General features: G+C 61.1%; 16 protein-coding genes. 10 read left to right on the top strand and 6 right to left on the bottom strand.

Annotation, left to right across the window (positions count from 1 at the left end; all coding sequences use genetic code 11):
* The first annotated feature begins 637 nt into the window (after positions 1 to 637).
* Complete coding sequence (locus ASG57_RS01170; RefSeq protein ID WP_057195543.1) at positions 638 to 4408, top strand: vitamin B12-dependent ribonucleotide reductase; 3771 nt, start codon at positions 638 to 640, stop codon at positions 4406 to 4408.
* 145 nt (positions 4409 to 4553) lie between these two features.
* Here the strand turns inward: ASG57_RS01170 and ASG57_RS01165 are convergent, their stop codons facing one another.
* Positions 4554 to 4787 (bottom strand): hypothetical protein, encoded by a 234-nt coding sequence (locus ASG57_RS01165; protein WP_156402553.1) that lies wholly within the window; start codon positions 4785 to 4787, stop codon positions 4554 to 4556.
* Between the two features lie 490 nt (positions 4788 to 5277).
* On the opposite strand from ASG57_RS01165, the gene ASG57_RS01160 reads away from it, so the two are divergent.
* From ASG57_RS01160 to ASG57_RS01130, 7 genes are all read left to right on the top strand, one after another.
* Entirely contained in the window at positions 5278 to 6276 is a 999-nt protein-coding gene (locus ASG57_RS01160; protein WP_057195541.1) for a GSU2403 family nucleotidyltransferase fold protein, read from the top strand.
* A 248-nt stretch (positions 6277 to 6524) separates the two neighbouring features.
* Positions 6525 to 7775, top strand: coding sequence for a site-specific integrase (locus ASG57_RS01155; RefSeq protein ID WP_230646513.1), 1251 nt, complete (start codon positions 6525 to 6527; stop codon positions 7773 to 7775).
* A 5-nt stretch (positions 7776 to 7780) separates the two neighbouring features.
* Positions 7781 to 9736 (top strand): hypothetical protein, encoded by a 1956-nt coding sequence (locus tag ASG57_RS01150; RefSeq protein ID WP_057195540.1) that lies wholly within the window; start codon positions 7781 to 7783, stop codon positions 9734 to 9736.
* On the top strand, positions 9714 to 11741 hold the full coding sequence (locus ASG57_RS01145; protein WP_057195539.1) for a site-specific integrase: 2028 nt from the start codon (positions 9714 to 9716) through the stop codon (positions 11739 to 11741). Before ASG57_RS01150 ends, ASG57_RS01145 begins: the two co-directional genes overlap by 23 nt.
* Positions 11738 to 12265 (top strand): hypothetical protein, encoded by a 528-nt coding sequence (locus ASG57_RS01140; protein WP_057195538.1) that lies wholly within the window; start codon positions 11738 to 11740, stop codon positions 12263 to 12265. The genes ASG57_RS01145 and ASG57_RS01140 overlap by 4 nt, the downstream gene beginning before the upstream one ends.
* Positions 12262 to 12720: a hypothetical protein gene (locus ASG57_RS01135; RefSeq protein ID WP_057195537.1), complete on the top strand. Its 459-nt coding sequence runs from the start codon at positions 12262 to 12264 to the stop codon at positions 12718 to 12720. The genes ASG57_RS01140 and ASG57_RS01135 overlap by 4 nt, the downstream gene beginning before the upstream one ends.
* Complete coding sequence (locus ASG57_RS01130; RefSeq protein ID WP_057195536.1) at positions 12717 to 14897, top strand: AAA family ATPase; 2181 nt, start codon at positions 12717 to 12719, stop codon at positions 14895 to 14897. Before ASG57_RS01135 ends, ASG57_RS01130 begins: the two co-directional genes overlap by 4 nt.
* Before the next feature lie 92 nt (positions 14898 to 14989).
* Here the strand turns inward: ASG57_RS01130 and ASG57_RS38535 are convergent, their stop codons facing one another.
* From ASG57_RS38535 to ASG57_RS01115, 4 genes are all read right to left on the bottom strand, one after another.
* Positions 14990 to 15166 carry a helix-turn-helix domain-containing transcriptional regulator gene (locus ASG57_RS38535; RefSeq protein WP_200948525.1) on the bottom strand — a complete coding sequence of 59 codons (177 nt, stop codon included), beginning with the start codon at positions 15164 to 15166 and terminating at the stop codon, positions 14990 to 14992.
* 458 nt (positions 15167 to 15624) lie between these two features.
* Complete coding sequence (locus tag ASG57_RS01125; protein WP_230646512.1) at positions 15625 to 16317, bottom strand: hypothetical protein; 693 nt, start codon at positions 16315 to 16317, stop codon at positions 15625 to 15627.
* On the bottom strand, positions 16314 to 17852 hold the full coding sequence (locus ASG57_RS01120; protein WP_057195535.1) for an ATP-binding protein: 1539 nt from the start codon (positions 17850 to 17852) through the stop codon (positions 16314 to 16316). Before ASG57_RS01120 ends, ASG57_RS01125 begins: the two co-directional genes overlap by 4 nt.
* Before the next feature lie 187 nt (positions 17853 to 18039).
* A complete protein-coding gene (locus tag ASG57_RS01115; RefSeq protein ID WP_057195534.1) occupies positions 18040 to 18315 on the bottom strand; it encodes a hypothetical protein in 276 nt (91 codons plus the stop codon).
* A 168-nt stretch (positions 18316 to 18483) separates the two neighbouring features.
* Here ASG57_RS01115 and ASG57_RS01110 point away from each other — a divergent pair, with 168 nt between their 5' ends.
* Complete coding sequence (locus ASG57_RS01110; protein ID WP_057195533.1) at positions 18484 to 18999, top strand: ParB N-terminal domain-containing protein; 516 nt, start codon at positions 18484 to 18486, stop codon at positions 18997 to 18999.
* Between the two features lie 137 nt (positions 19000 to 19136).
* Here the strand turns inward: ASG57_RS01110 and ASG57_RS01105 are convergent, their stop codons facing one another.
* Entirely contained in the window at positions 19137 to 19700 is a 564-nt protein-coding gene (locus tag ASG57_RS01105; protein WP_024337918.1) for a type 1 glutamine amidotransferase domain-containing protein, read from the bottom strand.
* Between the two features lie 377 nt (positions 19701 to 20077).
* Here ASG57_RS01105 and ASG57_RS01100 point away from each other — a divergent pair, with 377 nt between their 5' ends.
* Positions 20078 to 20575: a DUF421 domain-containing protein gene (locus ASG57_RS01100; RefSeq protein ID WP_024337919.1), complete on the top strand. Its 498-nt coding sequence runs from the start codon at positions 20078 to 20080 to the stop codon at positions 20573 to 20575.
* Positions 20576 to 20598 lie beyond the last annotated feature (23 nt).

Here is a 20598-nt window from a genome sequence, read left to right as displayed (position 1 = left end):
AGGCCCGCATCACCCCGAGACGCAAATTTTTTCAGTTGGGAATCCCTGAGGACTCACTGATACTTGGCCCAAGACAGGCGCGGCGAAGACCCCTGTTATCCCCCACAATCCACCATATTTAGTATTTGATTCAGGAACTCGCACTAGTTCTTGACGGGCGCAACGGAGAGTCCTAGCTTTCGGTCCGTTCGGCGCGAGTGAGTTTGCGTCCCGCCGGCACTCCCCCAAAGGGCACCGCAAATTTCAGCTCCGCCGGCCAGCCAAAGGCAGCGGATGAGGGCTTGTCTGCCCTCGAAAGGCGGGACTCCTGGGGCGCCAGAGCGGGCCGGCAACAGGCTCGGATGGCAGACTTCGCGGTGGTTTCGAGTGACACCTGCGTGAAGTGAGAGAAGTAGCGGCGTTGTGGGGCGTTGATCGCATGTCGGGCTCATCCCCTTGGGGGCGGATGGGTCTGGACAGGCAGGCGGGATGTGAGGTGCGCGCACCGAGCCATCGCGTCGGGAGAACAAGGGCCGGGTCCACCGGCTGAGCTGCGGAGCCCGAAGCCGACGGCCGAGGGACTCGCGAAGTGAAATGACGACCCGGGACGCCTTCAACGAGGGGCGCGACCGGTCAAAGATGAAAGACGGGGCAAGACATGCGGATTGAGCGGCGCCACACCAGTGCGGGACAGTCACCTTATGCGGGAATCGAATTCCGGCTCACCACGTCGGAGATTCGCAATCCCGACGGCTCGGTCGTGTTCAAGCTGGACAATGTCGAGGTGCCCTCGGAGTGGTCGCAGGTCGCCTCCGACGTGCTGGCCCAGAAGTATTTCCGCAAGGCCGGCGTTGCCGCGCGCCTGAAGAAGGTCGAGGAGGAATCCGTCCCCTCCTTCCTGTGGCGCTCCGTGCCCGACACCGAGGCCCTCGCCGCGCTGCCCGAGAAGGAGCGCTATGTCAGCGAGCTCAGCGCCAAGCAGGTGTTCGACCGTCTCGCCGGCTGCTGGACCTATTGGGGCTGGAAGGGCGGCTATTTCACCTCCGACGACGACGCCCAGGCCTTCTATGACGAGCTCCGCTACATGCTCGCCATGCAGATGGTCGCGCCGAACTCGCCGCAATGGTTCAACACCGGCCTGCACTGGGCCTACGGCATCGACGGTCCCGGCCAGGGCCATTATTACGTCGACCCCTTCACCGGCAAGCTGACCAAGTCCAAGTCGGCCTACGAGCATCCGCAGCCGCACGCCTGCTTCATCCAGGGCGTCGGCGACGACCTCGTCAACGAGGGCGGCATCATGGACCTCTGGGTCCGCGAAGCCCGCCTGTTCAAGTACGGCTCCGGCACCGGCTCCAACTTCTCGCGCCTGCGCGGCGAGGGCGAAAAGCTCTCCGGCGGCGGCCGCTCCTCCGGCCTGATGAGCTTCCTCAAGATCGGCGACCGCGCCGCGGGCGCCATCAAGAGCGGCGGCACCACCCGTCGCGCCGCCAAGATGGTCGTCGTCGACGTCGATCACCCCGACATCGAGACCTATATCGACTGGAAGGTGAAGGAGGAGCAGAAGGTCGCCGCCCTCGTCACCGGATCCAAGATCAACCAGAAGCACCTCAAGGCGGTGCTGAAGGCCTGCGTGAACTGCGAAGGCTCGGGCGACGATTGCTTCGACCCCGAGAAGAACCCTGCCCTGCGCCGCGAGATCAAGCTCGCCCGCCGCAGCCTGGTGCCCGACAATTACATCAAGCGCGTCATCCAGTTCGCCAAGCAGGGCTACAAGGACATCGCGTTCGACACCTACGACACCGACTGGGACAGCGAGGCCTACCTCACCGTCTCCGGCCAGAACTCCAACAACTCGGTCTCGCTCAAGGACGACTTCCTGCGCGCGGTCGAGACCGACGGCGACTGGAATCTCACCGCCCGCACCTCCAGGAAGGTGACCAAGACGCTGAAGGCGCGCGACCTCTGGGAGAAGATCGGCTACGCGGCCTGGGCCTCCGCCGATCCCGGCCTGCACTTCAACACCACGATGAACGACTGGCACACCTGCAAGGCGTCCGGCGATATCCGCGCGTCCAATCCGTGCTCGGAATACATGTTCCTGGACGACACGGCGTGCAACCTCGCCTCCGCCAACCTGCTGACGTTCTACAACACCACAACCAAGCGCTTCGACGTCGAAGGCTATGAGCATCTCTGCCGGCTCTGGACCCTCGTGCTCGAAATCTCCGTGATGATGGCGCAATTCCCGTCGAAGGCGATCGCCGAGCTCTCCTACGAGTTCCGCACGCTCGGCCTCGGCTACGCCAATATCGGCGGCCTGCTCATGACCATGGGCCTGCCCTATGACAGCAAGGAAGGCCGCGCGCTCTGCGGCGCCCTCACCGCGGTCATGACCGGCATCACCTACAAGACTTCCGCCGAGATCGCCTCCGAGCTCGGCACCTTCCCCGGCTACAAGAAGAACGCGCCGCACATGCTGCGCGTGATCCGCAACCACCGCCGCGCCGCGCACGGCCAGTCCAACGGCTACGAGGCGCTCAGCGTCAACCCGGTGCCGCTCGACCTCGTCTCCTGCCCGCAGGCAGACATCGTCAGCCGTGCCCAGGCGGCCTGGGATGCGGCGCTCGAGCTCGGCGAGAAGCACGGCTATCGCAACGCCCAGACCACGGTGATCGCGCCGACCGGCACGATCGGCCTCGTCATGGATTGCGACACCACCGGCATCGAGCCCGACTTCGCGCTGGTGAAGTTCAAGAAGCTCGCCGGCGGCGGCTACTTCAAGATCATCAACCGCGCCGTGCCGGCCGCGCTGCGCACGCTCGGTTATCGCGAAGCTGAGATCGCCGAGATCGAGGCCTACGCCGTCGGCCACGGCTCGCTGGCGAACGCCCCCGGCATCAATGTCACCACGCTGAAGGCCAAGGGCTTCACCGACGAGGCGATCGCCAAGGTCGAGAAGGCCCTGCCGACCGCGTTCGACATCAAGTTCGCCTTCAACAAGTGGACCTTCGGCGAGGACTTCATCCGCGAGCAGCTCGGCATCGGCGCCGAGGCGATCGCGGCCCCCGGCTTCGACCTGCTCCAGGCCGTCGGCTTCACCAAGCGCGAGATCGAGGCGGCCAACGTCCACATCTGCGGCGCGATGACGGTGGAAGGTGCCCCGCACCTCAAGGCCGAGCATTATCCGGTGTTCGACTGCGCCAATCCCTGCGGCAAGATCGGCAAGCGCTATCTGTCGGTCGAGAGCCACATCCGCATGATGGCGGCGGCGCAGCCCTTCATCTCGGGCGCGATCTCCAAGACCATCAACATGCCGAACGACGCCACGGTGGAGGACTGCAAGTCCGCCTACATGCTGTCGTGGAAGCTCGCTTTGAAGGCCAACGCGCTCTATCGCGACGGCTCCAAGCTGTCCCAGCCGCTCAACTCGCAGCTCATCAGCGACGATGAGGACGAGGACGATGCGGTCGAGGCGCTGCACGAGAAGCCGATGGCGGCGCGCGCCACCCACGTGGCCGAAAAGGTCGTCGAGAAGCTGGTCGAGCGCATCATCGTGATGCGCGAGCGCGAGAAGATGCCGGACCGACGCAAAGGCTACACCCAGAAGGCGGTCGTCGGCGGGCACAAGGTCTATCTCCGCACCGGCGAATATGACGACGGCCGTCTCGGCGAGATCTTCATCGACATGCACAAGGAAGGCGCGGCGCTCCGCTCCTTCATCAACAACTTCGCCATCGCGGTGTCGCTCGGCCTGCAATACGGCGTGCCGCTGGACGAATATGTCGACGCCTTCACCTTCACCCGCTTCGAGCCGGCGGGTCCCGTGCAGGGCAACGACTCGATCAAGTACGCGACCTCGATCCTCGACTACGTCTTCCGCGAGCTGGCGGTGAGCTATCTCAGCCGCTTCGACCTCGCCCATGTCGATCCCAACGAGACGGGTTTCGACGCGCTCGGCAAGGGCGTCGACGAAGGCAAGGAGCCGGACGACGACGGCGGCCACCACGCCACCAAGCTGGTCTCGCGCGGCCTCACCCGCTCGCGCACGGACAATCTGTTCGTGATGCGCGGCGGCTCGGCCGCGGTCAGCCAGGGCAGCGACAGCGCGCCCTCCGGCGGCAGCAAGGTCACCGCGATGGCCTCGCATGGCGCCAGCGCCCGCGTCGGTGATGCCCTCGAAGGCGCCGTCGCCCTGAAGCAGGAAGTCCAGCACGACCTCTCCCCGACGGAGAAGCTGGAGCAGCTCCAGTGGAGCAAGGCCGGCAGCGCCGCGACCGCCGTCCCCAGCAAGGCCGAGCGCCGCGCGGAGGCGAAGGCCAAGGGCTACGAGGGCGAGATGTGCTCGGAGTGCGGCAACTTCACGCTGGTGCGGAATGGCACCTGCATGAAGTGCGATACGTGCGGTTCGACAACCGGCTGCTCCTGATATTCCGACTTGGACGAAATCGGCCTTCTCGGCAAACTGTGCTGATTGTGAAGTCCCTCGATTTCGTATTCCGACTTAAAGCAGAAAAAACCCCGCCGTCACCGGCGGGGTTTTTGTGATTATCCGGATTGTCGTGTTGGAGGGCTCACGAGCCTGAGCCTTTTGCCGGTGTAGAATTTTCGCGGAGAATCCACGCCTCTTCGGCATCGTCTCCAGCGATCTCATCGAGATCCCTAACAATCTGTTGCATTCTCTCGACATCTCTCAACTGCACTTGGAGCAGCTCGTTTATGTAAGTCTCGACGTGTTTTCCTTCGCGCGATGCCGCAGTGGCCGCGCGCGCGTACAGGTCGTCGTCGATTTGAACCGGCTTTGGCATAGCTAGATCCTCCATCACACAAAGCGGGAGATGGCTGCACCACTTAGAGAATACCACGCGATAAACTGCCGCTCAGCATGGCGCTCTCTTCCAGGTTCACAGGCACTCCCACCTTCGCGATATTCGATTGAACCTGAAGTCTGATGCGCGCCTTCAGGAGCGCTTGCACCCCAGCTCCCTCGCCGTTTCAGCCATCGTGTCGGCTATCCACCTATGGTGTCTGCGTTGGCCTCGGCATGGTTGCGATAGCGGTACTCGCCTTTAGGCGCACGGATAAAGGATCGTTGAGCGCTTACCTGGCTAGGACGAACCTCGTTTTCCGTAACGGGCACCCGTGCCCGATGTCAGGTAGCGGCTGCGCCCGGTTGCCTCACCACACACCATCGCGCCCTCCGGATCGGCCATATAGGGGTCGAGCCTAGACTCTTCGTTGCTACTATGGTAGTTTATATCACGATCAGTCAGTTCGTCCACGAGCTAAAATCGCTCAATGTACACCCCGATGACCAGGGAGCAGCGGCGGCTGGCGGAGACCATGCGCTCCACCACGCTCGAGTTTGCCGCGCTCTCCCGCTCGCGGGACGAGTTCGGTGGCGGCATGCAGTGGCTGAAGGTCAAGAAGTTTGAATACCTGACCCGGTACCGACGGGATCCTCTCACTGGCGAGCAGAAGGCAGCTTCAATCGGCCGCCGGTCGCCCGAGACCGAGGGGATCTACGACCGTTTCATCAAAGAACGGGCCGAGCTGGATCGCCAGATCGCGGCCCTACGGCCGACAATCGCCGAGCAGACCAGGATGGCGCGGGCGCTGCGGCTCACCCGCGCCCCGGAGGAAGTCGGCGCTGTGGCGCGCGCCATAGGCATGTCCGGACTGATCGACCACGTCACCATCATCGGTGAGGCTGCCATCTACGCCTACGAATGCGAGATGGCCGCGCTCCTGCCGCGCGAGATGCTGCCCGAAGGCGGCATGGACCTTCTGGTCGCCGGCGTACACCCGACGGACGTGATCAACGAGCTCGTAGGAGTGCTGAGACGAGCCAAGATAGAGGTGCAGCGCGCCAAGCTCAGTGCCGACAAAGCGGCGGTCGAACTCCGGACCGAAGAAGGCCTCAGCCTCCGGCTCTATACGGCATCGACCCTTGGCGGCTTGATCGACCAATATGCGGAGAGTTCGGCGTACGGGGCGGAGGCGGTGCAGTGGGGTCTCGACCTGCCGGTGATGCATTCGATGCTGGTCGACCGCAACGGGCGGGCCGCCGCCGTCGCGGTTCTCGATCCGCGCGCCTACTGCATGCTTCGTTTCATGGCCCTCGACGTCGAGGAGATGTCGCTCATCCGCCGTGAGGTGTCCACCGAACTCAATGCCGCGGTAGTGAAGCTCGTCCACGAGCGGTGGACCGAGCCATTTATCGAGGAGCACGTTCAGAGCATTGGCCCGCTCCACGATCTTTTGGAAGACGGCTTCCCCTCGGCACCGAGGATGTAGACGCGAGCCACTTCAAGGATTCGATTACCACGCCGGCATGCCGGCGGGGAACGCTAACTTCTGGTTGAGGTTTGGGCGTGATGTTGCGACCAGGTTCAAGTACAGGGGGCGCGGATCCGGCAAAGACCGGAGCGTTTCAGATAAATCGCGATGGAGCCTCAGCTAGAGGCGCACACCGTCCTATTCCGAAGCGTACCAGGTCCAAAACGCGCCCTCGCAGGGCGCGCGATGCCGGCCGCCAGTGCGGCATGGTCAAGGTCTTCCAACCGAACGCTGACAGGATCGCGAAGCTCGGCTTCGCGTCCGTTGCCCACGTGCCGGTGATTTTCGACAGTCGTCAGCGTTATTGCCGGGAATACAATCGCTATCTTCGCGAGCGCGCGGAATTGGACTGGCGCCCCGCGGCGGGTTTTCACGATCGTCCGCGGCCGCGCACACTCAAGACCATCGCCGATCATCTTACCAATTGGATCCGTTGGTGTGAGTCCAAGGATGTTGCGTGGCAGAAGGCCACTTACGATCACGTGCTCGTCTACCAAGACGAACAACACTCAGGCATCTGGTCCGCTTCAGGCGAGCGTTTGGCAGCTAGTACGTCAAACGGGAGAGCAGACAACGCCACCCATTTTTTGACCTGGGCCGCAGATCGAGGCCTGCGGGGTGAGTTTAAAGTCAATCTCACCGTTCAACAAAAAAGGATCGGCGGCCGCATGCGGACCGTAACCGTCAGGCCTGGACGTCTGAAGGAGCCGCTGGGCGAAAGCCAGATCGACACGTTCAGGCTTCCTCAGCCTGTCGAAGTTCGTGACTGGTTGGCGGCTGTGCGACGTTGTCGCGGCTACGCGAAATATCTCGTCTGCCGTTTCATTTTAGAGACCGGTGTACGGCTCGGCGAGGCCGAGGCCTTTCCCGTCGCTGATTGGCCTTCGGTTGAGAAAATTGAAGAGGCCGCGTTTCGCCGCGATGTCTTTGTGCCGGCGAATCTCACGCGCGGCACAAAGGGTGGACGTCCCAGGACCATCCGCGTCCCCATCGAACTTGCCAGGGAAATACGCGTCTGGATCGACGGGCCCCGCAATAAGTACGTTTTTGCACTCTACAAGCGGGACGGAAAGCGCACCGACAACCTGTTCGTATCCGATGCGCCGGGTTTCATCGGCATCCCGATCCTGCGGCATACGATTGGCGACTGCTTCGCCAAGGTTACGCCCCGTCCGAAGGTTTGGTCGCCGCACAAAGGACGACATGCGTTTGCCTGCTTCTTCATCCTGTACGCACTCGAGGCCGAAGCGCGCGCACACAAATCGACACCTGCCGGCATGGGCGTGAATTGGGTTCATAACCGCGGTTCCGAATGGTTGAAGATGCTCCAGCGGCAGTTCGGCCATGTCGACGAGGTCACCACCCAGATCTACCTGAAATGGCTCGCCACAGCGCTCAATCTCGCAGAGACGGCTAACGGTTGGCACCGCTTTCTAGCGGGTGACGAGGAGCGCTGATCGCAATGAATGTCGTCCCCTTCAACGCCGGGTCGCTGAAGCTGACCATCAAAGCTCAAAGCGGCATCGTTTACGACGTCGATTTGAGCGAATTCTCCGTCGGCGGAAAGCTGGAAAATGTTCTGCCCAAGTCAAAGCACATCTGGGCAGGAGATTTTTCTGGCCGTCCATTGTTTGCGCTGGAGATCGCAGAGCGTTTTCGGATCGAGCGACCGGAGCCCGTAGCATCGAAAAAGGTACGGCATGTCTTCCGGGGGATTTTCCGTTTTTTGGATGCGGTAGAGACCAAGCATGGCGCTCCAGTTACTTGTATCGCTGATATGACCGACGCCCACGGTCCCATGATGCTGGAATGGATAGCGTCCGGAAATTCGCTTGAATACCGGAGTGCCAAAGGAGAAATTGACGCCCTGCGCCGCTTTCGCGGCTTGCCCCCGCTCTTTTGGTCAGCGCGCGCGGCTGACAACGTGTCCACGACAGAGCCGGTCAACAGGGAGGCGGTTCGGCACCTCTACAATGCATTCAAGCATGAAGCCCGCTGCATCAAGAGAATGTTCAAAGAGGGCGAGCTACTAGCCGCTGCGGGACGAGATCCCCGCAGCGACACGCGCGTTTCCGCTCAATGGACTGTTCGGGAAAACAGAGCCTGGATCATAAAGGAGCTGACGCAACAGCACCTTCTCGACAAACAGGAGTTGAAGGACGTGGGTGCCTATTGGGGCATGGTTCAACCAGGCCGAAAGGGCCCCGACTATCTTGCGCCGGGCATGACGGAACGGGGCCGAGAAGGCGTCGTTGGAGCCTTACGCTGGTTCTATCCGAGCTATCAGGACACCGCTGTCTTTCTGTGGCTCTTCCTGCTCGGAACAGGCTGGAATCTCTCGACAGCACTTGGGCTCGACGTGAGTGAAGATGATGCCTGGTGTCAGGCCCATCCACACCGCGAGCAGTTTACGGTCATCCATGCCTTCAAGGCGCGCGCGGACCGGCATCAGTTCACGCTATCGATGACCGAGCCTGAGTGGCACCCCTACCAGATCGTTCGAGAAATGATCAAGCGCACCAAGATCCTGCGCGCCACTGTCAGCCATCGGCTGGAGCTGGCTCGCAAGGACCACGCCCTCTCTCCCACACTGGCGAAGTCGGGCAAGATCGCTGAACTTGAGGCGCTGGTCCGCAGCCCCTGGCTTTACCATACGGTCAATAAGATCGGCGAGGTGTCCGCATTCAATAACGCCGATTCCAGCCATCTCAATCTCATCGCCCGGACCGTCGCCGCCGGTCTCATCGAGCGCCATCCTTCGCTCGAAAAGATCGCGACGTCCGATGCCCGCGATGCCTGGATTGGGTTCGCCTACGTTCAGTCTGGTTATCATGTCTTGCTTACTCAGCTGGCCAGTCAGCACAGCAACATCCGGACGCTCAAGCATTACCTGAAGTCCAAGCGATATCGTGAGTTCAGCGAGAAGCAGGTCCGAAAGGTGCAGGATACCGTCTTCGCTGAAATCTCTACCGGCGGCGTGGTCGATCCCACGCGGCTGCGCCTGTTGGTCGCCAACGGGACCATCACGGCCGAGCAGGAGCGTCGGCTGCAGGATTTCAGGCAGCGGACCCGACTTGGCCTCGGATGCCTCGATCCCACTAATCCGCCGCGCCAGATCGCGCCCGATCACAAGAGCGGTGCCCTCTGTCGAGTGCAGCGCTGCACCGGTTGCCAGCATGGCGTCGTGTTTAAGGAGAGCCTTGGCCCCCTCGCCCGCGCGTGCGCCGAGCTAATCCACATTCAGCGCACCATTCCATACGCCGCGTGGAGCGGATCGAGCTTGGAGGACGAACTCGCGTCGATCGAGGAGACGCTCAAGGGCTTCGATCAAACCGAGGTCGCAGCGGCCATCCAGGAATGGTCTCACAAGCTCCAGACGGGAGAGGTCAAGGCGCATGACACGTATCCGATCTATTGATCCTGCGGAGCGCGCCCAAGAATGGCGTATCAAGACCCTTCCAACGCTCGGAAACTACTCCGAGCTCGCGGCAAAGCCTTGGGAGGAATTGCGCGAATACGAGATCTTCGAGGGCTGTCGGCTCGGAGACGAGGAACTCGTCGTGCCGGAGGATTGGGTGCCGCCCACGTCCGTGAGCCGGCTGTCAAAGAGGACAGTTTGCCCATCCGATGCTGGCGTGCCGGCCGACCCTTCCGCGGCCGAGCGGCGCGACGAGGCAATTCGCCGTGCGCTGTTGGCACTCTGGCTTCCCCGGATGACCGATACCGGCGTCAGGAAATACAAGCCGGGCCCTTGGATCGATGCCGCCAATCTGCTGCTGCGTCTTGCCAAATGGCAATTCAACAACGTGCCGACGGAAGACGGCTCGGTTTTTGGTGGATTCACCATCACCAACATCCTCCAGGAGGTGCTTCCCGCCCTGGCGCCAAGGGAGAAGGGGCGAGACGCGATACGGGCCCTCTTCCGCATTCTCGTTGACGCCGGAATACGTGGCCGCATCTCTGATTGGCCTCGCCTCTATGCCGACGGCGACTTCGCCAATGGGAACGATGACCCTACGATCGAGCGAAACCGGCATGGCCGGGCCGCCCCTGCCCCCGTCGAAAAGACAGAGCAGCGCAACTGGCAACCGTTCTCGGACACTTTTGTCACCGAATTCATCCGCCGTGCTCTCTGGGTCCATGCGAACTTGGCTGACCAGCTTCTCCCACTGTGGGCTGAGCTGCGCGAAATTACGGCCAGCGAGGCGGCGCGGGGACGCTCGACCTCCCATCCTTCGGTCATTGCTCTGCGCAATGCCGCCATTGAACGCGTCAGATGGGTGGACGCAGCAGGCAGGCCGATCACGCAGCTTCCCTTCGAGATTGCCCGCAGAGATGGCGTTTCGGACCAGTGGCCGCCGCGCAATGCCAGCGACATCAACCGCATGGTCAGCACCGTTCAGGCCATGAACTTCGGGATGATCGATTTCTGCACCGGCGCTCGTGCAAGCGAGCTCGCGGCCGCGGAAGATAACGAAAACCAGGGCTCGGACGATCGTCTTCACTCCGTCACCTACAAGCTCATCGATCAGATCGGCGGAAAGAAGCGGGACTGGCCGTTGCATCCGGCAGCCGTACGGGCAATCGAGGTGCAGCAGAAAATTTGCCAAGTCGTTCGCCCGCCCGGGCAGACACATCTCTGGGTCATCCTCGGCGACGGTGACAAGCTCGGCAATCGGCTGCTCAATCTCACCGAACCCTTGGTCCAGGCCGTAGATCACCTCGGACTCTCCGGATTGACCGGCCGAGACCGGGCCCATGTGCACCGCTGGCGGCACACCGTCGCCCGCCTGGTCGCTCTCTCGGTCGTTGGTGCACCACAGGTTCTGCTCGACCTGTTCGGCCACCGCGACCTCGAAATGACCTTGCGCTACATGCTGTCCGAACCGCGCATCATCGAGGATGCGATGAAGGTCGCCAAAGAGACCTCCTTCGTCATGGCGGAAAAGGCCCTGGCCGAAACCATCGAAGGCCAGGCCGGCGGCCCTGCCGCCATGCCCCTGCAGGCGGGCCTCGCCGCAGCGGGAATGCAGCGCGGTGAAAAGGTCTTTGAGACATCTTCCTTGAGGGAAACCGCGGAAGTTCTCACTTTCAACGGCCGCTACTGGTCGCTGGTCCGTCCCGGTGTCATCTGCACCAAGGGACTCGGCCAGGCTGGACCTTGCACTAAGGAGCGGGGTGCCCCCGATCCCGGCGCCTGCCGCACCACTTGCGACCATCGCTTGGAGACCTCGCGCGCCAAGCAAGGGTGCGAGGAAACGCTGCGGGCGCTCATCCTCGAGCGCGAGCAAACTACCAATGAAATGGTCCTCGCCAATCTCGACGGGCAGATCCTGGCCAACCTCAAGCGCTGGGACGACGTCCGCTCGCGCGTGCTCAACGAGCATCCCAACATTCAAAGCATCTGGGAGGCCGGTCAATGAGCACGGACAGGCGCGTGGGCAAGCGCAGGATCGCGCAGGCAGGAGCAGCCTATGCAAAAGAAAAGCACCTCGAGAGCAAGATCTCGGTTCAGGAGACGATGCAGAGGATCGAGCTCGAGATCGACGCCAACGGCGGCATATACCCCTACAACGACGGCAAGCTCACCGTCGACGAACTGCTGCGGCGCTCCGGAAAGAGCGCGGCCTACCTCCAAAAGAACACCCCGAAAATCAAGGAGCTCAGGCACGAGGTCAATGCCTGGATCAAGCGGATCAAAGGTCAGGTCGCCACCGGCGCGCCTTCCGTGCGGCGGGAGGTCAACGCGCGCGTCAAGGTGGCGAACAAGCAGATCGACGAGATCAGGCAAAACTATCACGAAGCCGAGCTTCAGCTCACCCGCGTCACGGCCGAGCTGGCGGATGCCACCCGTAAAATCGGCGAGTTGGAGAAGAGAAACACCGAGCTTCTGAAACAGCTCGCCGGCAAGACTGTCGTTTCCTTGAAACCGGAGCAGCGGAAGTGAATCCCCGCTCGGTGGTGCCGTCGATCCTCGAAAAGCTCGAGCCCCACCTTGAGCGGCTCGAACTTGCCTGGTCGTCGCAGTCGGAACGCGATCGCGCGCCTACCCTGCCCCTCACGTCTGAGGGCAAGGTCAACGTGCGCCAGCTCGTACGGGATCTCGGTCTCCGGGAAACCCTCGAGCAGCATTTCTTCCGGAAGCCCGAGCTCGCCGGGCCGGTGAACGCCCTCGCCCACGCGCAAGGCGTGAAGCCGATCGGCTCACGCCTGCTCGACGACGTTGCCGACGCCGGCGTCCGCAAGCGGCTCGGCCGGGATGCGGATACGATCTCCGAGCTGCGCAAGGCGCTCGCCGAGCGCGAGGCACTGGTCGTCTCACTGCGCGACGAGAACGCGCGGCTCAAGGCTCGCCTCGACCTAATCGAGGAGACGGGCCTCGTGTTCAGGGCTCCGGCATGACCGACATCGTCGTCGACAGCATCGTCTCGCGGCGTGACTTTGGCACTATCTTCGCCGGCCGCCTGGCCGACGGTTCTTCCGTCCGGGTGAAGGCTGCAAACGCGGCCATGCTGGGCATGCCCTCGGTCGGTGAGCTTTGGTCCGTGGAAGGCGACCTGTCCGACACCCAGTGGGGACCGCAGATCTCGGCCAGCCGCGCGGTGCGCGCCCTGCCCAGCGGCAAGCTGATGGTCGACTATCTCGCGAGTTGCGTCGCCGGCATCGGGCCGGCGCGCGCCCGCAGGCTGTGGCAGCATTTCGAGGACCGCCTGCCCGAAGCACTCGACACCGGCGACGTCGCGGCCCTCGCGGCGGTGATGGACCCCGACCGTCCCGTGCTGGGGCCAAGGCTCGCGGCCGCGCTCGTTTCTTCCTGGAAAACCATGGCCGGCGAAGCGAGGCTCGTCGAATGGCTCGCGGCCGTCGGTGTGACCGAGTTGGCGCTGGCCCGGCGCGTGCACGCGCTACTCGGCGGCGATGCTCCGCGGGCGTTGCAGGCAAACCCTTATTGCCTCGTCCCGCTGCTCGATTGGAAGCGCGTGGATGACCTCGGTCTGCGGCTGCTGAATGAGAGCGGTGAAGCCGATCCCGTAAACCATCCTCATCGTCTCGTGGGCGCAGCGGACGCGGTGATCAAGGACCTGGTCGGATCCGGTTCAACCGCGATCGCGCGGGACGATTTTCGCGAGCGGCTCGCCAGCAAGCTTGGCGGGCCACTCTCCTCCCGAGTGCTCGACCACGTGGTCGAGCTTGCGATCGAGCGCCGGGCGGTCATCGCCTCGCCTTCCGGACTCCTGCGGGCACCGGGCTGCGCCCTGATGGAGGATGCCGTGGTCGGGCAGCTCCGCACCATGGCGACGGAGGGCCCGCCAAACCCGCTAAATCGCCTCCTGGGTGACCTCGGAGGCCAAAAGGCCGTCCTGAGTCAGGATCAGGCCGAGGCCGTCCGTAGGAGCCTGTATGCCGGTTTCTCGTGCCTCCGAGGCGGCGCCGGCACCGGCAAGACCTTCGTGACGCGCACGATCTGCGACCTCTGGGAGCGCGCCGGCGGCCAGTTGCTGCTGGCGGCGCTCGCGGGCAAGGCCGCCCTGCGGCTGTCCCGCTCGACCGGGCGGCTCGCGCGCACCATCTTCCGGACGCTCCGCGAGTTGGATGAACGAGAGGCGATCGAGAGTCAGCTCGCCGGCGAACTTGATCAGACCGAGAGGGCGGAGCTGGAGACTAAGCTGCGCGAGCTGGCGCATTTAACTTCCGACACGCTGGTCATCCTCGATGAAGCCTCCATGGTGGACCTGCCATCGCTTCACGGCCTGCTTCGGCGGATGCCGCAAGGTGCCCGGCTTCTGCTCGTTGGCGACGAGCGACAGCTTCCGCCGGTGGGGTTTGGGTTGCTGTTTCACCGCTTCGTCGACGATCCGGCCGCCACCTCAACGCTCACCACCGTGCACCGCCAGGCCGCGACCACGTCTATCCCGGGTATTGCAGCCCAGATCCGCCGGCGGGAGATGCCGAACCTCTCCACTTACGTCGGGCCCCACGTCGGTGTCATGCTTGCGCGCGCGTCGGGGCGTGACGAGATCGCCGATAAGGTTGTCTCGATCTGGGATGAATTGCGTGACGGTCGCGACGTCATGATCGTCACGCCGGTTAACGACGGTCCCTGCGGCGTCAGCGGTCTCAACCGGCGCCTGCATGACGAATATCTGCGCAGGAAAGACCTGCAGGAGCTCCGGGGGCCGCTCGGTGATTTATTCTCGCCTGGCGAGCCGCTCGTGCACCGGCGCAATTGCTACAAGCGCGGACTCTTCAACGGCTCGATGGGCATCGTCCGGCGGATCGACCGGGCCGAACGTCAGCTCGTGGCCGTTTTCGACGACGAAGAGCATGTATTCGCCTCTGAGGACTTGGTCGATCTCTCGCTCGGGTATGCGCTCACCTGCCACCGTGCCCAGGGCTCCGAAGCAGACTACGTCATTGTCGCGCTGCCGCAGAGCCGGCTGCTCGATCCGTCCTGGCTCTACACTGCGGTCACGCGGGCCCGCCAGCAGGTCATCATCGTCGGGCAGCCGGAGACGATGAAAGAAGCCTTGAAACGGCCGTACGCCGATAAAAGGCGATCGGTCGGATTGCTGTGGTGAGCCGCCGCCTTGCCGAGGTCAAATGTCAAACAAATTGAGAAATCGCAGCACGAGAGAATGCGAAGGGCCGGCGCGCATAGAGACCAAAAGGCTCAGTTTCTCTCCGAACGGGAGAACTTCGAAACTTCCCGGGCCTTGGCCAGATCTCCGATCGCGACAGCAATGAACGAAGGGTCATCGCTTTCAAGCGCTGCTTCTAGATAGGCGGCCTGCTGATCCGGCGTCTTCAGGTAGTCCTGCACATCGAACTTGGTTGTCTTAAGGGGCATATCAAACCTCCTTCGCCATCGCTTGGCGTCCGGCACCACAACCACACTGACTTCCTGAAGTCCAGCACGGCATCATCAGTCTGATCCCCGGAGCCGCCGTCGCAGGCGGCCGCGGCCAACGGCGCGCGCACCGGACAAGGGCGAAGAGCGAAGCGTCCCTTGTCGGGGAGCACGACGATGGCAAGGGTAAGCCGAAGACGAGTGGCGCTCGGGGGCAGACGTCCTGATCCCTGGTGAGCCCGAGCACCTTCGCTCGACAGCAATATTCCGACTTACATGAAGTCGGAATATTGTGAAGAAATATGCCGAAGCCTAAGTGCCTCTACATACACACGAATGTTTGCGCACTAATAATATAATTGTGGAAGCACGACGGGGTGTTCTTAACCACAGCATGCATTGTGCTACGAAGGGCCATTGGCAGAGAACAAGGGCGGCCGTCAGGCCACCCTTGTTTCTTAAGTGCTCAACAGGTCTTCTCGACCAATCCGCTTCAACTCCCCCATCAGCCACCCGCGATACTCTTCTTCTGCGCCCTTCAACTCGCGGTCCAACTGAATTTCTCCAAGATCGAAGTCATCCGGAATCGAAAATCTCAATTGGTGTCGCACAAGACACCCCACAACATGGTCGTAACCAACACTATGATCCTCGTGGTATTCGATCGCGAAGAGACCGAAATTCTCCCGAATGAGCGGATCGACTATGGTGTAGATGAACTCTAGAGATAAGGCCCGAAAGTCCTCGTTCTCCGGAGCACAAAAGTGTTGGATCGAATTTCGCGCACGTCGAAGGCGGTCAAAGCAGCTTGGGTTTGGCAATCTTTGACCGGTGGCAACCCAAAGTACTTGTGGCAATTTGTCGAAGTCGTGAGTTTTACCTTTTTGGACGAGGCTTGTTAAATCAAGGGTAACCGAACGATTGTCATCGAGGTTGAACAGATCCCGAAATATTAGAAGGGGATGTTCTTGGGCGATGATCGCCTTAAGAAACAACTCACCGGCGTGCGCCGTGTTAGTCACTGAAATAAAGTCCCAATGCTCGTTCCCTGGATCCGAGAAAACGGCGTGAGTATTTGCTTGTGAAAGAGCGCCAATTGCGAGTTTCAGTATCCTATTGGGGATTTCATTGAGAATTTCATTGTGCATCATTCACCCGCTCCAGAACGAGGTTGGAGGGGTACTTTCATCTCTGCAAAGAAGATTTCATCAACTCGGCAGATCGCTTTGCAAACCGCACCGAATGCATTCTTATCGTCGGCTTTCTCGGCCAATTCACGAGCGGCGAGAAGCGCGATTAGAACCTCCCCCAGAGGTACGTTTATCGCCGTGACTGCTGTAACACCATGAGCAAATGTACCTACATCTGACAGCACCTTTGGCGCGTGCAAATTCCCAGTTGCGATGTCCCTACTCACAGCTCGCGCCGCTTGTGTGACAGCCTTCGCGTGCGCCGTTCTTTGTCCTCGCAACCTCTCCAGCAATATCGACTTCTTGCCCTTCTGAGCGATTTTTCGACCTTCGACGTCGTCCGCGATTTGCGAATTGGTGCGGCCGGACATTCGCGCGAAGTAAAATATAGGCAACCACATGCGAGATTGAGCTAGTCCTGCGAAGATGAAATTCTCAGGGCCTTCGACGATCTCCTGACTGATAAACGCATCGAGTATGTCTTTCTCAAAAATCGCCTCTCTTGAGATCACCTTTTGGGGCGATCCGATCACCCCTACCGTTCTTATCTCGCCGACCAATTTTAGTGTTGGCGCACCAGATTTTTCTTCGAATTGCCCCTCTTTGATAAATTTGATCTGATCAATCAGCCGTTCATCCAAAATTATCGAGCGACCATTTGTGTTCATTGTATTTTTGTCTGTGTCTAGGATTAGAGCATTGGCGGTACCTACATTGGCCAAAGTCCGTGCCGCCTCTGCGAGTGCGACCTGGGCACGCCGATCTCGCTCATCAAGCATAGCTCGCAGGTCAGCAAATTTGATGCGAGCTGACTGGCCAGGATACCTATAAAGGATATCGCCCTCCGCTAACGATTCTCCGTCCCGGTAAACGACGACCGGACGATCCGGGTGCTTCTCCACACGCAAAAAGCCAACCGCTCGCCCATCGAAGTCGATTACACCCTTAGCAACTATGCTCGGCGTGGGAGCGAGATGAGCCTTAACTTTATTCACGATGTCCGCGATATCGGTCTGAGAGAATGCCGGACCGACACCTTCGACCTTGCACCGGTTATTTCCGACCCCGAAGAACACGTAGCCGCCCTTGTTATTTGCAAGCGCCGCGATCGCCCGGACTACCGGAGTGAGCCTTCGAGGGTCAAAGTCCTGCTTGCATTCGTGTTCTTCGCTTTCACCTCGGAAAAGGTGCCAATGGGTGTCATCACCTTTCCTAAAGAGCTGTCGGACCTCTTGTTCATTGGGGCTTTCAGCGCCATCTCTCCTCGCGCCACCCCTTGCGAATGATGCAAAGAAGTATTCCAGCTCGTCTGCAGACGCGGCTTTGATTTTCTTCGAGTTGCTGTAAGTCCCTGTCCTGATGGTCGATATCCTGCCCGAATTAACAGGGCGCTCTGGGCGATTGAAATAAAACTGAATATCCTTGTTCTTCAATCCTCGATCGAGCATCGCTTTAATCAAGGCGATTTCGACGTCTTTGATCGTTCGCTCCGGCAATTGCGTCCCCCACCCCGTTCTAACCTGGGAACTCAAATACCACTGCAGCGAAGATGCTTCTACCTCTACGCGCAGTGAAGACGACTAGCCGAAGGGATGATCAATTCGAGAACTCGATGCAAAAGCGGCTGGCCTTGGGCAAAACTCACCGTCCAAGGACGATTGTTGAAAGGTTCGTTTAGCTCGCTTACGAACGATATCCGTATTGCGCGAGGCGTCGCCGAGCCTTGTCAATTTCTTCAGAAGTGAAAAGCGAATGCCATTTCTCGTTATCGACCACTTCAGCTTCGACGGTTAGATCAAGGCGGCCACGTTCGTAAAGGTGGGTGTATCCATCAGACGGCTGTGGCTGATTGATAAGAAATTTGGCCGTATCGATTCCTCCACGGTCCGTGAGCATCTGCAAGAAAATATTCGCCGGATATTTAGCTTCGACCTTTGCACGGCGATAGATTTCGAACATTGCGCGCGAAAACTCGTCTGAAAGCTTTGCCGTCGTGATGCTCCGCCGGCTAGATGAACACTGTTGAAGCTTAACTCAGAAATTGCCTTTGCGCCCGAGACCTCCCCCCCTAAACTCCAACCCCACCGGCATGGGGTTCCGACGGGCCGGTCGACGCGGAGTCATCTTATGCCCAAACCGGAAAACTTCCCGATCGAGAACATCTTCGTTCCCACCAAGCAGAAGAAGGCCCTCAATCCCGCCACCGTCGCGGAGATCGCGGAAAGCATGCTGGACATCGGACAGCAGACCCCCATTTCCGTTCGGCGCGACGGAGACCGCCTCGTTCTAGTCGAGGGGCTGCATCGGCTCGAGGCCTGCAAGGCGCTCGGCGAGACGACCATTCTCGGGGTCGTGGTCACGGCGGAGTTTGCTGACGCCAAGCCGCTTCTAGCCGAACGACCCGAAGTCGAGGCCGAGCGCCTCAAGATGGCGCGATTGAAACAACTGCGGCTGGAGAAGGAAGCCGCGGAGGCATCGGCGGCGGCCTCGAGGGGCGCCGGCGCAACGCAAGCGTCGCGCACGCATCCGGCGAAAGGCGCTCGCGACAACCCGAAGGCATCACCGGGCCGGACTGTGAAATCGAAGCCGAAATCATTGTCGGACTGGATCACGCAGCAAAAGGGCAGCGGCGGCCGCTATTGACTGTCGGTGCCGGTAGTTCTGGGGCTAAGTAGGGTGGGTTAGCGCAGCGTAACCCACCTCTTCACCCTTCGCAGACACAAGATCGGTGGGTTACGCCTTCGGCTAACCCGCCCTGCGCGCCGTCACCGTAATGACGACTACGCCGCGTTGCTGCGCTGCGTGTGACGTCCTTCCCTCACCTCTTCGATGATCTTCGCGCTGAAGGCCTTGAGGTCACCGGGATTGCGCGAGGTGATGAGGCCCTGGTCGACGACCACCTCCGAATCCTCCCACTTCGCCCCGGCATTGGCGACGTCGGTCTTGATCGATTTGTAGGACGTCATCCTGCGGCCCTTCGCGATGCCCGTCTCGATCAGCAGCCAGGGCGCATGGCAGACCGCGGCCACCACCTTCTTGGCGTCGAACACGCTCTTGATGAATTGAAGCGCCTTGGGCTCGACACGCAGCAGGTCGGGGTTGATCTGGCCGCCGGGCAGCACGAGGGCGTCATAGTCGGCAGGCTTGGCCTGGTCGAGGGTCTTGTCGACCTTGACCGGGCGGCCCCAGTCCTTCTCGTCCCAGCCCTTGATCTCGCCGGCTTGCGGCGAAATGATCTCCACTGTTGCGCCGGCCGCCTTGAGGGCATCACGCGGCATTTCGAGTTCGGACTGCTCGAAGCCGTGGGTGGCCAGAATCGCGATCTTTTTTCCGGACAGTTCCATCCGTGTCTCCATTGCGTGTGAGGCGATGCCACTCAATCGAATGCTTTCGCCTTTGGTTCCTCACACGAGATCGAGAGCCGTAACCCTTGCGCTGTCATTCCGGCGCGGATGACGGTAAGTTCCGCAGCGCTTCACCTTGCGTGGTTGCCAACGCATGACAGCCGCAACCTTTCGATCGCGGCCGTGTCTCCCTCACCGATCAACCTGGCTGTCTCAAGCCGCCTTCGCCTGCTCCGGCGACGCTTTCCATCGCGCGCATGTAGAGGTCGAGCAGGCTTCCGCGCTCGTCCGAGTGGGCTGCCTGCAAGCGCACAGCGCCAGTCCATCAGGTCATCCAAACATGCTAGCAGGAAGCTCCTGTCTAGATGCGAGGCCCCATGTTGAACTTCCAGCTCCCATGGCACGAGATCTTTGCTCCGACGCATTCTCTCATCGAGATGATCGTACGGGGCACCATCATGTATTTCGGCATCTTCACGTTGATGCGCCTCATCCTGAAGCGACAAACCGGCGGAATCAGCATCCCGGACGTGCTCCTCGTCGTGCTTCTGGCCGATGCCGCGCAGAACGGCATGGCGGGTGAATACCGGTCGATCACGGAAGGCCTGGTGCTCGTTGCCACCATCATCTTCTGGAACCTTGCCATCGATTGGGTCGGCTATCACGTCCCCTTCGTCGAGCGGCTCGTTCAGCCCCCGCCGCTACTTCTGATCAAGAACGGCCAGGTCCTTCGCCGCCATTTGCGACAGGAGCTGGTTACGATGGACGAGTTGCTGAGCAAGCTCCGGGAAGAAGGCGTCGACAGCCCTGCGGACGTCATCGAGGCCTACATCGAGGGCGACGGCAACATCAGCGTGAAAAAGAAGGAGAAGTGACACGCGAGGTCGGGAGCGGCCGA

It is taken from the genome of Bradyrhizobium sp. Leaf396 (assembly GCF_001424605.1).
In the GTDB taxonomy this organism is placed as follows: domain Bacteria; phylum Pseudomonadota; class Alphaproteobacteria; order Rhizobiales; family Xanthobacteraceae; genus Bradyrhizobium; species Bradyrhizobium japonicum_C.
Note: the sequence above shows the minus strand (reverse complement) of the source record. Positions and strands in the feature narration are given on the sequence as shown.

Coding starts and splice junctions, on each gene's coding strand:
- ASG57_RS01145 (WP_057195539.1), top strand. CDS start 9,714: ATGACACGTATCCGATCTATTGATCCTGCGGAGCGCGCCCAAGAATGG.
- ASG57_RS01115 (WP_057195534.1), bottom strand. CDS start 18,315: ATGTTCGAAATCTATCGCCGTGCAAAGGTCGAAGCTAAATATCCGGCG.
- ASG57_RS38535 (WP_200948525.1), bottom strand. CDS start 15,166: ATGCCCCTTAAGACAACCAAGTTCGATGTGCAGGACTACCTGAAGACG.
- ASG57_RS01155 (WP_230646513.1), top strand. CDS start 6,525: ATGGTCAAGGTCTTCCAACCGAACGCTGACAGGATCGCGAAGCTCGGC.
- ASG57_RS01130 (WP_057195536.1), top strand. CDS start 12,717: ATGACCGACATCGTCGTCGACAGCATCGTCTCGCGGCGTGACTTTGGC.
- ASG57_RS01140 (WP_057195538.1), top strand. CDS start 11,738: ATGAGCACGGACAGGCGCGTGGGCAAGCGCAGGATCGCGCAGGCAGGA.
- ASG57_RS01100 (WP_024337919.1), top strand. CDS start 20,078: ATGTTGAACTTCCAGCTCCCATGGCACGAGATCTTTGCTCCGACGCAT.
- ASG57_RS01110 (WP_057195533.1), top strand. CDS start 18,484: ATGCCCAAACCGGAAAACTTCCCGATCGAGAACATCTTCGTTCCCACC.
- ASG57_RS01125 (WP_230646512.1), bottom strand. CDS start 16,317: ATGATGCACAATGAAATTCTCAATGAAATCCCCAATAGGATACTGAAA.
- ASG57_RS01150 (WP_057195540.1), top strand. CDS start 7,781: ATGAATGTCGTCCCCTTCAACGCCGGGTCGCTGAAGCTGACCATCAAA.
- ASG57_RS01170 (WP_057195543.1), top strand. CDS start 638: ATGCGGATTGAGCGGCGCCACACCAGTGCGGGACAGTCACCTTATGCG.
- ASG57_RS01165 (WP_156402553.1), bottom strand. CDS start 4,787: ATGCCAAAGCCGGTTCAAATCGACGACGACCTGTACGCGCGCGCGGCC.
- ASG57_RS01160 (WP_057195541.1), top strand. CDS start 5,278: ATGTACACCCCGATGACCAGGGAGCAGCGGCGGCTGGCGGAGACCATG.
- ASG57_RS01105 (WP_024337918.1), bottom strand. CDS start 19,700: ATGGAACTGTCCGGAAAAAAGATCGCGATTCTGGCCACCCACGGCTTC.